13 protein-coding genes are annotated in these 12573 nt (G+C 72.8%); 4 read left to right on the forward strand and 9 right to left on the reverse strand.

The window, feature by feature from the left end; all coding sequences use genetic code 11:
• Nucleotides 1-22 precede the first annotated feature (22 nt).
• Complete coding sequence (locus JOE35_RS01560) at nucleotides 23-841, reverse strand: ZIP family metal transporter (RefSeq protein WP_209559516.1); 819 nt, start codon at nucleotides 839-841, stop codon at nucleotides 23-25.
• A 182-nt stretch (nucleotides 842-1023) separates the two neighbouring features.
• Here JOE35_RS01560 and JOE35_RS01565 point away from each other — a divergent pair, with 182 nt between their 5' ends.
• Nucleotides 1024-1212 carry a hypothetical protein gene (locus tag JOE35_RS01565; RefSeq protein WP_209559517.1) on the forward strand — a complete coding sequence of 63 codons (189 nt, stop codon included), beginning with the start codon at nucleotides 1024-1026 and terminating at the stop codon, nucleotides 1210-1212.
• Nucleotides 1213-1280: 68 nt separating this feature from the next.
• Here JOE35_RS01565 and JOE35_RS01570 read toward each other — a convergent pair whose 3' ends face one another.
• The 6 genes from JOE35_RS01570 to otnK all read right to left on the reverse strand — a co-directional run bounded on the left by JOE35_RS01570 (nucleotide 1281) and on the right by otnK (nucleotide 7266).
• A complete protein-coding gene (locus JOE35_RS01570; RefSeq protein WP_209559518.1) occupies nucleotides 1281-2483 on the reverse strand; it encodes a multidrug effflux MFS transporter in 1203 nt (400 codons plus the stop codon).
• 191 nt (nucleotides 2484-2674) lie between these two features.
• Nucleotides 2675-3994 (reverse strand): Na+/H+ antiporter NhaA, encoded by a 1320-nt coding sequence (gene nhaA, locus JOE35_RS01575; protein WP_374099689.1) that lies wholly within the window; start codon nucleotides 3992-3994, stop codon nucleotides 2675-2677.
• A 73-nt stretch (nucleotides 3995-4067) separates the two neighbouring features.
• On the reverse strand, nucleotides 4068-4238 hold the full coding sequence (locus JOE35_RS01580; RefSeq protein ID WP_209559519.1) for a hypothetical protein: 171 nt from the start codon (nucleotides 4236-4238) through the stop codon (nucleotides 4068-4070).
• A gap of 139 nt (nucleotides 4239-4377) precedes the next feature.
• The gene (locus JOE35_RS01585) at nucleotides 4378-5169 is read right to left on the reverse strand and encodes a DeoR/GlpR family DNA-binding transcription regulator (RefSeq protein WP_307802891.1); all 792 of its coding nucleotides are present in this window, start codon (nucleotides 5167-5169) and stop codon (nucleotides 4378-4380) included.
• A 10-nt stretch (nucleotides 5170-5179) separates the two neighbouring features.
• The gene (locus JOE35_RS01590; RefSeq protein WP_209559520.1) at nucleotides 5180-5977 is read right to left on the reverse strand and encodes a class II aldolase/adducin family protein; all 798 of its coding nucleotides are present in this window, start codon (nucleotides 5975-5977) and stop codon (nucleotides 5180-5182) included.
• Nucleotides 5974-7266, reverse strand: coding sequence for a 3-oxo-tetronate kinase (gene otnK, locus JOE35_RS01595; protein WP_209559521.1), 1293 nt, complete (start codon nucleotides 7264-7266; stop codon nucleotides 5974-5976). The genes JOE35_RS01590 and otnK overlap by 4 nt, the downstream gene beginning before the upstream one ends.
• Before the next feature lie 182 nt (nucleotides 7267-7448).
• Between otnK and JOE35_RS01600 the strand changes: the two genes are divergently transcribed.
• Nucleotides 7449-8825 (forward strand): homoserine dehydrogenase, encoded by a 1377-nt coding sequence (locus JOE35_RS01600; RefSeq protein WP_307802892.1) that lies wholly within the window; start codon nucleotides 7449-7451, stop codon nucleotides 8823-8825.
• Between the two features lie 107 nt (nucleotides 8826-8932).
• Entirely contained in the window at nucleotides 8933-10447 is a 1515-nt protein-coding gene (locus JOE35_RS01605; RefSeq protein WP_307802893.1) for an SLC13 family permease, read from the forward strand.
• Nucleotides 10448-10620: 173 nt separating this feature from the next.
• On the opposite strand, the gene JOE35_RS01610 is transcribed toward JOE35_RS01605, so the two are convergent.
• Nucleotides 10621-11253, reverse strand: coding sequence for a TetR/AcrR family transcriptional regulator (locus JOE35_RS01610; protein WP_209559522.1), 633 nt, complete (start codon nucleotides 11251-11253; stop codon nucleotides 10621-10623).
• 471 nt (nucleotides 11254-11724) lie between these two features.
• Between JOE35_RS01610 and JOE35_RS01615 the strand changes: the two genes are divergently transcribed.
• Complete coding sequence (locus tag JOE35_RS01615; RefSeq protein ID WP_209559523.1) at nucleotides 11725-12156, forward strand: PLD nuclease N-terminal domain-containing protein; 432 nt, start codon at nucleotides 11725-11727, stop codon at nucleotides 12154-12156.
• A gap of 81 nt (nucleotides 12157-12237) precedes the next feature.
• Here the strand turns inward: JOE35_RS01615 and JOE35_RS01620 are convergent, their stop codons facing one another.
• Nucleotides 12238-12510 carry a hypothetical protein gene (locus JOE35_RS01620; RefSeq protein WP_209559524.1) on the reverse strand — a complete coding sequence of 91 codons (273 nt, stop codon included), beginning with the start codon at nucleotides 12508-12510 and terminating at the stop codon, nucleotides 12238-12240.
• Between the last annotated feature and the right edge of the window lie 63 nt (nucleotides 12511-12573).

Here is a 12573-nt window from a genome sequence, read left to right on the forward strand (position 1 = left end):
GAGCACGACGCCCGCTCCGCGCTCAGCCGACCTGGTGCACCGCGTAGCTCGCGACGAACCCCAGCACGGTCACGAGCCCGGTCAGCGTCTGCGCCTTGCGGAACGCCTCCGGGATCATCGTGTCGCAGATCATCGCCAGGATCGCACCGGCCGCGAACGCCATGACGAACGACTGGGCGCCCTCCGGCACGCCGCCGAGCAGCACGTAGCCGCCGATCGCGGACAGGGCGCAGATGACGGCGATCCCGGACCAGAGCCCGAACACGTACCGGGCGCCGCGCCCGGACTCCTTGAGGTCGGCCGTGCTCGACATGCCCTCGGGGAAGTTCGAGATGACGACCGCGACGAGGATCGCCACGCTGAGCGTGCCGCCGCCCGTCAGGCTGACGCCCTGGACGGCGGTCTCGGGCACGCCGTCGAGCAGGGCGCCGAGCGCGATCCCGAGGCCGGTGCCGCCGCTGGCCGCTGCGGCCTTCCCGCCGCCGCTGCCGCCTCCTCGGCTGGTGCTGGTGCTGGTGCTGCTGTTCGGGCTCGCGCCGTCGGGGTGTCGTCGGTGTCGCTTGCGGCGGAACCCGCCGTGCTCGAGCAGCTGGTCGAGCGCGACGTAGACGACGGCTCCCACGACGAAGCCGGAGATCGTCGGCACGAAGCCGCCGCTGCTGGTCGCCTCGTCGACGAGGTCGAACGCGAGCGCCGAGATGAGCACGCCCGCGCCGAATGCCATCACGAGGGCGACGAGCTCACGCGGCACCTTCACGAACCAGGCGACGAGCGAGCCGACGACGAGCGACAGGCCGGACAGCAGACCGGCGAGGCCGGCGAGGAGGAGCGGTGAGGTCACGCGGTCCGGTGTACTCCGAAGGAGGACCGTCGGTCGGGCTCCGCCGTATACCCAGCCCGAGCTTCGACACCTTGTACCGCACCCCTCGTTCGAGGCGCAAGCCCCTGCCTGAGATCGGCTCGGGGTCCTAACCTCGGTCACGCCGGACGGGGTGTCCTCGACGCGGAGGGAAGGGAACAGAGATGAGCACGTACGAGACGGATCCGCGGGTCCGACCTGCATCGATCGGCGCCTACCCGAAGCGCCGACCTCCCGTCACGGAGCTGCCCCCGATGCGCTCGGCCCGGCTGCCCGAGCCGGCCTACGCCGACTTCTTCGAGGTGGAGCGCGAGGCTGTCGCAGCGGAGCGCAAGGCCTTCGCGGTCATCTGATCCGGGAACGCGCCTCCTTCGCTCGACCTGCCCGCGCCTCCTCAGCCTGGTCCTGCGCCAGGCCGCGACTACGGGCGCGACCGCACCGCGAGCTGAACGGCGAGGCCGGCGCCGACGAACACCACCATCAGCCCGCCCATCACGAGGGCAGTCCCGCCGAGGGCGCCCGCGAGCGGCGTCGCCAGGCCGCCGAGCCCGAACTGGAGCCCGCCCTGCAGCGCCGCCGCCGAGCCGGGCCAGCGGTGCCCGAGCGCCTGCGTCAGCGTGATCGACCCGGGGATCACGAAGCCCCAGCCCGCCGTGACCAGCGCGAGCGCGGGCCAGATCAGTGCCGGGCCGAGGCCGGTCGCCGCCCCGGTCAGCACGAGCGCCGACCCGACCGTGCAGGTGACGAGGCCCGCCGTGTAGAGGGAGTCCTCGGCGAAGCGACCCACCAGTCGACGGAACAGCAGCGTCGACAGGATCATGCACGACGCGTTCGAGGCGAAGACCAGCGTGTAGCCGAGCTCGGTGAACCCGTACTGCTCCTGGAACACGAACGACGACGTCGAGATGTACGAGAAGAAGCCGATCGTCGCGGCACAGCCCGTGACGAGGTACCAGCGGAAGCGCGGGATCCGCAGCAGCTCGGCCATCCGGCGACCTGCCGCGCCGAGAGAAGCCCCCGACCGGGAGGCGGCGGGCAGCGTCTCGGGGAACCTCACGGCCGAGAGCACCGTCAGCAGCAGGCCGAACACGGCGAGCACGACGAAGAGCGAGCGCCAGGCGGCGAACGTCAGCACGACGCCGCCGACCAGGGGCGCGACGACCGGTCCGAGCGAGTTCACGACCGCCAGGGAGGCGAAGAGGCGGCTGCGTCGCGTGCCCGTCGTGGAGTCGCCGACCATCGCCCGCCCCGCGATGCTGCCCGCCGCGCCGCCGAGGCCCTGCAGCACCCGCGCGACGATCAGGGTCGTCGCGTCGGGCGCGAGGGCGCAGCCGAGGGAGGCGAGGGTGAAGATCGCGGTGCCGATCAGCAGCACTCGGCGACGGCCGATCCCGTCGCTCAGCGGGCCGATCACGAACTGGCCGAGCGCGAAGCTGACCAGGAACGCCGTCAGGCTGAGCTGCGCGACGGCCGTCGTGGTGTCGAGGTCACGCGCTATGGCCGGCAGGGCCGGGACGTACATGTCCGTCGCGAACGGCGAGATCCCGACGACGAGGGCGAGCAGGGTGACGGACGACCGCCGACGGGTCCACGAGGAGGCGGGGGTCGTGTCGTCGTCGTCCACGTGACCGACGGTAGTCGTTCATCGTCGCGGCCCGCGCCTCCTGAGGGGTGCTGGTCACCGGGGCGTCGTGTGCGTCGTGCAGCTCTCAGGAACTTTCCCCGCGCCCATCCTGAATGGTGCACGGTTCAGGAGCTTGGCTCCCCCCGTGGCGAGGATCAGGACAGGACTTCCTGAATGAGGAGGTCAGGAGGTCAGGTGTCGCGCGACCGCTGGCGGACCCGCACCGTGAGGATCGCGGCGCCGATCAGGGCCGACACCAGCGAGCCGACGAGCACGCCGACCTTGACGACGTCGTCGCGCTCGCTGCCGCTGCCGAACGCGAGCTCGCCGACGAGCAGCGACACCGTGAAGCCGATGCCCGCGACGAACGAGAGGCCGACGACGTCGGGCCAGCGCAGGCTCGGGTCGAGCCGGATGCCGGGGAGGCGCGTCACGAGCAACGACGACAGGGTGATGCCGATCGACTTGCCGAACACGAGGGCCAGGACGATGCCCAGCGCGACGCTGTCGGTCAGCGCGTCGCGGAGGCCGGTGAGACCGCCGACGGTGACACCCGCGGAGAAGAAGGCGAAGAGGGGGACGGCGACGCCGGACGAGACGGGGCTCCAGCGCTCGGCGAAGTGGTGCGTGAGCGGATGCCGCTCGACGTGGCCGTCGGCGCCGACGTGGTCGACACCGGCCTTCCGCGTCGCGATCGCCGGGACGAGCAGGCCGAGCACGACCCCCGCGATGGTCGCGTGGATCCCCGAGGCGTGCACCAGCGCCCAGGCGACGACGCCGAGCGGGATCAGCAGCCACCACGACCGGACCCCTCGGCGCACGAGGAGGGCGAACGCCGCCAGGGGCACGACCGCCGCGAGCAGCGGCAGGAACAGGATGCCGGAGGTGTAGAAGACCGCGATGATCGTGATGGCGAGCAGGTCGTCGACGACGGCGAGCGTCAGCAGGAACGTGCGGAGCGCCGGCGGCAGCCGCTTGCCCACGACCGCGATGACCGCCACGGCGAAGGCGATGTCCGTCGCGGCGGGGATCGCCCAGCCCTGCAGTGCGTCGCCGCCGGCGTCGAGGTTGACGAGCGTGTAGATGACGGCGGGCAAGGCGACTCCGCCGACCGCAGCCGCGATGGGGAGCGCGGCGGCTCGCGGGTCGCGGAGCGAGCCCGCCACGAACTCCTGCTTGAGCTCGAGCCCGACCACGAAGAAGAAGATCGCGAGCAGTCCGTCGGCGGCCCAGGCTCCGACGCTGAGGTCGAGGTGCAGGGCCGCGGGCCCGAACGTCGTGTCGCGGACGGCGCCGTACCAGTCGGCGGCCGGGGTGTTCGCGAGCACGAGCGCGAGCACGGTCGCGCCGAGCAGCAGCAGGCCGCCGGTCGTGTCGCGGCTGACGAAGCGGGCGAGGCGGGCGCCGCGGCCGAGAGGGCCGGGAGCGTGCGCGGGCGGCGCGGGCGTGCGGGCGGGCACGGGCGTGGAAGAAGGCGAGGACGAGGAGGCGTCGGGGGCGTCAGGGGACACGGTTGCTCTCAGAGGGGGTCGCGGAACGGCGGGCGCAGGGAGGCGTCCGGGTCGTCGACGATCCCGGGCGCGGTCACGCCGTCGGCGGTGGGCATCCCGCGATCTCGCCGTGGGCGTTGCTGCCCCAGAGGCTCATCCAGCCGTTCGTGCCGCACGTGCGCTTGGTCAGCACGAGCCGGTTCGGGAACGCCTGCTGCGCCGCGCGCTGGCGGCGCGTGCTGTGGGCGATCGGGTGGCTGGTCACGCGTCGAGACTACCTGCGTCGGGCGTCCTCTCCTCGGGCGATCTTCGAGGGCGGGTCGCCGCGGTCGAGGGCGGGTCCGCGGTGACCCGCCCTCGACCGCGATGACCCGCCCTCGACGGAAGTTCGTGCGCGCGGGCCGTCAGCGGACGCGGGCGGCGGGGGCGAGCCGGAGGTCGACGCCGGCGTCGCGCAGCGCGGCGGCGGCCTCGTCGCCGAGCGCGTCGTCCGTGATGACGCCGTCGAGCTCGTCGAGCCGCAGCGCCCGGTACCGGCCGAAGCGCCCGTACTTCGAGCTGGCGGCGACGAGCACGGTCCGCTCGGCGACCGCGAGGGCCGCCCGCTTCGCCTGGATCTTCGCCTCGACGGGGGTGGTGACACCGTGGGCGAGGTCCCACGAGCTCGACGAGACGAACGCGAGGTCGAGCGACAGCTCGGCGAGAGCGACGCCGGTGAGGCGTCCCATCGTCGACTGGTTGGCCCGGTCGACACGTCCGCCGATGCAGATCAGGTCGGCGGTCGGGTGGTCGAGGAAGGCCTGCACGGTCGCGAGGTCGTTCGTCACGACGGTGAGGTCCGAGACGTCGTCGAGGTGCCGGCGCATCGCCTGCACCGTGGTGCCCGCGTCGAGGTAGACGGTCATGTGGTCGTGCACGAGGGCGGCCGCCTCGCGGGCGATCGCCTCCTTCTCGGCGACGTCCGCCTCCTGCTTGACGGCTCGGCTCGGCTCCTCGATCAGGCGGGAGGCGAGCTTGGCGCCGCCGGCGGTGGCGCTGACGCGGCCGGCGTCCTCGAGGGCGGCGACGTCGCGTCGCACGGTCATCTGGCTCACGCCGAGCAGCTCGGTCAGCTGCCGGTAGCTCAGCACCCGCTCGCGCTGCAGGTGCGTCACGATCGACTCGCGGCGCTGCTCGGGGATGAGGGGGGTCGACACGCGCGCCAGCCTAGTTGGCGGGGCCCTCGCCGGCGGCGTGCCGGACCGCGGGCGAGGAAGCGGACGAGACCGCAGCCGAGGAGGCGCCCGCCTCGTCAGCGGGACCGGTCCAGGGCATCCCCCACGCGGCCGTGATCGCCCGTACCTGGTCGGCGGCGATCAGCCGGCGGGCGGCTCCCTGGGTGAGCAGGGCGATGCGGCACGCCTCCTCGAGCTCGATCGTGCTCTGCACGGCCCGGTCGAGGTCCTCGCCGCTGACGACGGCTCCGTGGTTGGAGAGCAGCGCGGCGCGGAACGGCAGCGGGCTGTCTCTGACCAGCGCACCCATCGCCGGGTCGCCGGGGGCGACGAACGGCAGCAGCGGCACCTGGCCGACCCGCATCAGCGAGTACGGCGTCAGGGGCGGGACGGCGCTGTGGTCCGACCATGGCTCGAGGCAGGACAGCGCGACGGCCGACGGCGAGTGCACGTGGACGACGGCGGTGTGGGCAGGGTCCTTGGCGTACATCGCCAGGTGCAGCGCCACCTCCTTCGACGGTGCGGGGCCGGCGAGGTGCACGCCCGCGAGGTCGAGCACCGACAGGTCGTCGAGGACGAGGTCGCCGAGCTGCGTGCCGGTGCCGGTCATCAGCAGGCGGTCGCCGTCGCGGACGCTGACGTTGCCCGAGCTGCCGGGGCTCAGCCCGGCCGCGACGAGGGCACTGCCTGCGGCGACGAGGAGGCGGGCCGCAGTCGCGTGGTCCGCAACGGTCTCGAGACTGCCGGGCTCCGGGCTCGCGGTGCCGGCGCTCACGCTCGTGCCGCTCATGCCAGTGCCTCCCAGGCGGTCGAGAAGAGGTCCGTCGAGCCGAAGTTGCCGCTCTTGAGGACGAGCGCGACCTCACGGCCGTCGTCGGTGCGGGCCGCGCTCCAGCAGACGCCGGGGGCGAGCAGGGGCCCGATCGTGAGCAGGCCGATCCCCAGGCTGCCCACGACGGCGCCGCTGGTCTCCCCGCCCGCGACGACGACCTGGTCGACGGTCCCGTCCGCGACGAGGTCGAGCACGAGGCTCGACAGGACCGTCTCGACGGCGTCCGCGGCGCTGACGGCGGCGCCCGCGCCTCCTGCGGGCACGGCCTCCGCTGCGGGCACGACGTCCGACGGCTGGCCGACCGAGTAGACGACCGGCACCGAGGCGTCGTCGAGGCCCCGGACCCACTCGGCCAGCGAGGCGGTCTCGGCCTCCGGATCGGCGAGCGCCTGCGCGATGTCGACCTTGCGGGTCGGGTGCCCGGCGGCGACCGCTGCGGCGACCTGCGCCTGCGTCGTCGTCGAGGCCGAGCCGCACACGACGAGGCGACGACGGGAGAAGGAGGGGAACGCTGCGTCTGCGTCTGCGTCTGCGGAGGGGGAGGAAGCGGAGGCCTCGACCGGCTCGAGCCCGAGCGCGAGCCCCGCGCCGCCGCTCACGAGCCGGTGCGTGGCAGTCGCCTGAGCGATCGTCCGCAGGTCGTCGTCCTCGACGGCGTCGACGACCAGGTAGCCAGCGGGTGCAGCGTCGAGCGCGTCCCGCAGCGCGTCGGCCCCGCGGCGCACCACGTCGAGCCCGACCTCGGTGACCGTCGCCGGTGTCTGCGGCGCGAGCAGGTCGCGCAGCCTCGACCGCGTCATGGGGGTGAGCGGGTGGTGCCGCATCGACGAGTGCTCGAGCAGGTCGTCGCCGACCCACAGCGAACCGTCGCGCACGGTGCGACCGTTGGCGGGGAACGCGGGCACGACGACGCTGCGGTCGGTGTCGAGGCGCTCGCGGAGCGCGTCGAGCACGGGCCCGATGTTGCCCTCGTCGGTCGAGTCGAAGGTCGAGCAGTACTTCACGTAGAAGCGGTCGGCACCCCAGCCGAGGAGGCGGTCGGCGGCCCCCAGGGACGCGGCCACCGCCTCCTCGACGGGTGCCGTGCGCGACTTCAGGGCGACGACGACGGCGTCGAGCCCGGCCACCTGCTCGTCGGGGACGGGTCGGTCGCCGATCACGACGGCGGCCCGCAGCCCGCGCGAGTGCAGGGCGGCGGCGAGATCGGTGGCTCCTGTGAAGTCGTCGGCGACGGCACCTGTGAGCATGGGGACCTTCCGGTGGAGACGTTCGTCCGTCGTCGGACGCGACGGGGCCATCTCAGCATATGTGACTATTTGGTGCGATCTTTGACAATCTGTGAAGTCAGGCTACGGTTGCCCACGAAGCCCCGGCCTCCCGCTCCGATCTCCCTCGGACTACCGGCCACCTCGAACGAACGGGAACAACGGTGATCCTCCACTCGACGTCGCGCCGCGCGACCCAGGCCCGCGAGACCCCGGTCCGTGTCCTCCTCACCGGAGCGAACGGCGGCTACGGCCGCACCCTGCTCGACCAGCTGCGCCGGCTCGACGACATGGTCGCCACCCAGCTCGTCGACCCCGACGTCGCCGGGACGACCCGGATGCTCGACGAGCTCGGCGTCCCCGCCGACCGCGTCGCGACCCCCTCCACAGTCGCCGAGACGGCCGCCGCGCTCGCCGCCGGCCAGGTCGCCGTGATCGCCGACGGCGCCGCGGTCGACTGGAGCGCCGCCGACGTGCTCGTCGAGGCCACCGGGCGCATCGAGGCCGGCCACGGCTACGCCGACACCGCCCTCGACCACGGCGTGCACGTCGTCATGGTCAGCAAGGAGATCGAGTCCGTCGCCGGCGTCGCCCTCAGCGCCAAGGCCCGCGCCGCCGGCCTCCGCTACCTGCCGGGCGACGGCGACCAGCCCGCGAACCTGCTGCGCCTCGTCGCGTGGGTGCTCGACTGCGGCTTCGACATCGTCGCCCTCGGCAAGTCGAGCGAGTACGACCTCGCCTTCGACCCGGCCACCGGCGTCGTCGACCAGGCAGGCACCACGATCGACGCCCCCGGGCTCGCCGACCTGCTCGAGCTCGGCGACCGACCCCTCGACACGGTGGAGGCGCGGGCCGGCCAGGTGGCCTCGCTCAAGCGGTCCGCCGCGGCAGACCACTGCGAGATGACCGTGGTCTCGCTCTACACCGGAGCACACGCCGACGTCGAGGGCATGCACTACCCCGTGGCCCGGCCGCACGAGCTCGCCGACCTCTACGCCACCCGCGAGGACGGCGGCCTGATCGGCCGCACCGGCAGCGTCGACGTGTTCTCGATGCTCCGCCTGCCGGGCGAGGCCAGCTTCGCCGGCGGCGTCTTCGTCGTCGTCCGCACCGGCGACCCCGTCACGTGGGAGACCCTGCGCGGCAAGGGCCACGTCGTCAGCCGCGACGGCCGGTACGCCTGCATCTACTGGCCGTACCACTTCATGGGCGTCGAGACCCCGCTGACGATCGCGGCAGCCGTCGACGGCGGGTCGTCCGTCGCCGAGCCCCGGCAGCACACGGTGCTGGCCGCACGGTCGAGCTCGGCGCTCGCCGCGGGCACGACGTTCCGCGTCGAGGGGCACCACCACGAGATCGCCGGCGTCGCACCCGTGATCGTCGATCCCGACGACCACGGCGTCGCGCCGTACTACCTGCTCAGCGGCGCCCGGCTCGTGGCCGACGTCGCCCCGGGCGAGCTCGTGCGCCTCGACGACCTCGCCGACGTGCCCGCCGCCGCGCTGGCCGCGTACCGGACGGGCCTGGCCCTCGGGGCCTGACCCGCTCCTCCTTCCGTTCCTCAGCACCCACCCACCTCGCACAGGAGATCGACGACGATGCCCCTCAGCCCGACACCGCCCGCCCCCGCCCCGATCGAGGTGACCTCGTGAGCGTCGAGATCATCGCCCTGATCGTCCTGGTCGCCGTCTTCACGATCTCGGCCGTGCGCAACGTCCACATGGGCGCGCTCGCGCTCGTCGCCGCCCTCGTGGTGGGCGTGCTCGTCGTCGGCGAGAGCCTCGACGACGTGCTCGGCGGGTTCCCCGTCGACGCCCTGCTGATCCTGCTGGGCATCACCTACCTGTTCGGCATCGCCAGGGTCACGGGCACCATCGACTGGCTGGTCGACCGCTCGGTGCGCCTGATCGGCGACCGCGTCGCGCTCATCCCGTGGGCGATGTTCGTCATCGGCACGCTCGTCGCCTGCCTCGGCACCTCGCACGCCGCCTTCACGATCGTCCCGATCGCGATGAGCCTCGCGCACAAGCACAAGATCCACTCGACCATGATGGGCATCGTCATGAGCTCGGCCATCGTCGGCGGCGCGCTCGCCCCGACGAGCATCAACGGCATCACGGTCATGACCGTGGCGCGCACCGCGGGGATCCCGTACGACCCGGCGCTGATGTTCGGGCTGTCGATCGGCATCAACACGCTCGTCGTGCTGGTCGCGTTCTTCCTGTTCGGCGGACGCGAGCTGATCGCCAGGACGCGCGCCGCGGGTGCTGCTGCCGCTGCCGCGGGCGGCTCGGGTCGCTCGGGCTCGGGCTCGGGCTCGGGCTCGTCTCGTCGCCGCGCCGGCGGCCCCGGCATCGGAGGCTCCGGCCTCGCGACGACCGTCGCCACGAGCGAGGGCGCCGTGGGCGCACCCGCCACCAGCGCCGAGCGCGCGGACGCCGGTGCTGCCGGCTCGGCCGCCTCCTCGTCGGCGACCTCGACGGCCACCGCGACCGCCGCCTCCTCGACGGGTGCGGTCTCGCTCGACGCCGCCCCCTCGGACAAGCTCAGCGGCTACCAGCTGCTCGTGCTCGTCTCGATCCCGGTGCTGATCGTCGGCTTCTTCACGATCACGCTGCTCGACGTCGACCTGAACCTCGGCGCCGTCGCGCTGACCATCGCCGTGCTGCTCGCCTTCGTGAACCCCGACGTGGGTCGCCAGGCGCTCGGCCGCATCGACTGGGGCACGATCCTGCTGCTCGGCGGGATCATCACCTACGTGGGCGTCCTGACGCGTCTCGGCGCCATCGACCAGCTCGGCGAGGCCGCCCGCTCGGTCGACTCCCCGCTGCTCGCCGCCCTGGTCATCTGCGTGATCGCCGGGCTCGTGTCGGCCTTCGCGTCGACGATCGGCATCCTCGGAGCGCTCATCCCGCTCGCCGTGCCCCTGCTGATCCCCGGCGGAGGCCTCGAGATGACCGGCTTCATCTACGCGCTGGCGATCTCGGCCTCGCTGGTCGACTGCGCCCCGTTCGGCACGACGGGCGCGACGATCGTCGCCTCGGGAGTCGAGGAGGAGCGGCCGCGCCTCTACCGCCACCTCATGCTCTGGGGGCTCTCGATGGTGATCATCGGACCGGTCGTGACGCTGCTGCTGTTCGTGGTGCCCTTCCTCTGGGCGTAGCTCGGCGGGGCCGCCGTCGACCCTGACCCGACGCAAGAGCGACGAACCTCCGTGATCTTCCACGGAGGTTCGTCGCTCTCGCGTCGGTACCCGCACCTACTCGCCCTCGACCGCTGTGACCCGCCCTCGACGGAACGTGGTGCGTGCGGACCGTCAGCCGCAGGAGGCGCGGGTCAGGCCGCGGGGGACCCGCCCGTCACGGGACGCAGCAGCGCCGCGACGACGTCGCCCATCAGGTCGCCGGGCGCGACGTCGCCGGTGGCCGGCGCGTCGAAGGCCGAGCCGACCGAGATGGTGATGAGGAGGCGCGCCAGCTGGTCGGAGGAGAGCCCGGTCGCGTCCGGGGTGCGTCCCTGGAACACCTGCTCAACGAGGCCGCGCAGCGTGTCGAGCACGGCCCGCCGCTGCTCGACGAAGACCTCCATCACGCGGGGGTCGGCGAGCGCCTGCGAGCGGATCTCGGACATCAGGCTGAAGTCGTCGGCCGTGCCCGGCCCGTAGGGGGCGAACGCCGCACGGATCGTCGCGGGCAGGTCGGGCAGGTCGGTGCCGGGCACGCGCATCTCGTGCAGCGCCCGGAGCGCCCCGTCCGTCTCGCGCCGCAGCAGGGTCACCACGAGGTCGGCCTTGGAGTCGAAGTTCGAGTAGACCGCGCCCTTGCTGAACCCGGCTGCCCTGGCGACGTCGTCGAGGGTGGTCGTGTGGACGCCGTGCCGGGCGAAGAGCCGGCTCGCGGCCTCGATCAGGCGCTCGCGCACCTCCGCGCGCGGCGGGCGCTTGGTGGGGGCGCTCCCCGTCGTGGACATGCCGTCACCATAACGTCCGCACGACGGCTGTCGTCTGCGACGCGCAGGACGCCGACTCTTTGCATACTCGCAGGTATCGAGGCGCTACGATCGTCCTGCCTGGTGGACCCGAAGCACCAGGACCGACCGAGTGCGCGTCGAGCGAGGCCGCCCGAACGAGCCTCGCTCCGCGCGCTCGGTCCCCTCCTCCCGCTGTGGACGGAGGAGGCGCCTGTCCCTGTGCAGTTGTCCACAGGCCGGCCGTCGGCAAAAGTCCAGATCAGGGCCGTGTCCGTGAGTTACACCCGTGTAATTTCCACATCTCGATCCACAGTTCGCCGTAGTTATCCCCGGAAACGGTCCCTCACGACACAAGTTCTCCACACAGTTCTCCACAGGCTGTGGGGAGGCAGGCCTCGTGCGCCCGTCACCCCCGTGCTGGGTGTGCCGACCCCTCGCGTCCGGGCATGGGCGCTCGCTAGGCTCCCGACCGTGTACGTCCTCTTCACCGTGGCGATGTTCGCCGTCAGCCTCATCGCCCTCGTCGACATCGTGTCGCGCGACGACTCGCAGGTGCGCGGCTTGCCCAAGCTCGTGTGGGTGCTGCTCGTGATCTTCGTCCCGCTGCTCGGCAGCGCCCTCTGGTTCATCGTCGGCCACGACTGGAGCGCCGCCCGCGGGGGCGGGTCGTCCGGGGCGGGATCGCTCGGCGGGCTCTCGTTCGGGGACCCGCGCCGAGCGGAACGGCTCGGCTCCGGGGGCTCGCGCCGCGCCTCATCGTGGTCGTCGCAGCCGACCGCACCGCGGCAGAAGACGACCGAGGAGCAGCTCGCCGACCTCGACCGGGAGATCGAGTTCCACGAGCAGCAGGCTCGCCTGCGCGCCCTCGAGGTCGAGGTGGAGAAGCGCAAGCGCCTCGAGTGACTCCGGGCTCGGCCTGACGTGCCGCCGGGCTCGACCCGCGACGCGGCCTGACCAGGCGGCCGGCTCGACCGCGATCGGGCCTCAGTCGTAGACGCGCCCGAGCACCCACTGCCCTGCGTCGTCGCGCAGCACCTCGAACATGTGCGTCGTGCCGACGCCGTCGGTTGCCTGGAACCGCCAGCCCACGAACTGCTGCGGCGGGTGCGTGATCAGGGCGGGCACGAAGGCCGGCTCGTGCCACATCTCGGTCGGGGTGTCCGTCACGCGCCAGCGGGTGCCGTCGTGCACGAGCCGGTCGGGCGTGCCGTCGACGAACCAGAGCGCGACGGCCGACCGGGTGGTGGAGATGTTCATCGGGGCCGCCTCTCTCTCGAACACGTGTTCGAACAGGAGGCGAGTGTAGGCAGGCCGGATCGG

It is taken from the genome of Frigoribacterium sp. PvP032, from assembly GCF_017833035.1.
GTDB lineage: Bacteria > Actinomycetota > Actinomycetes > Actinomycetales > Microbacteriaceae > Frigoribacterium.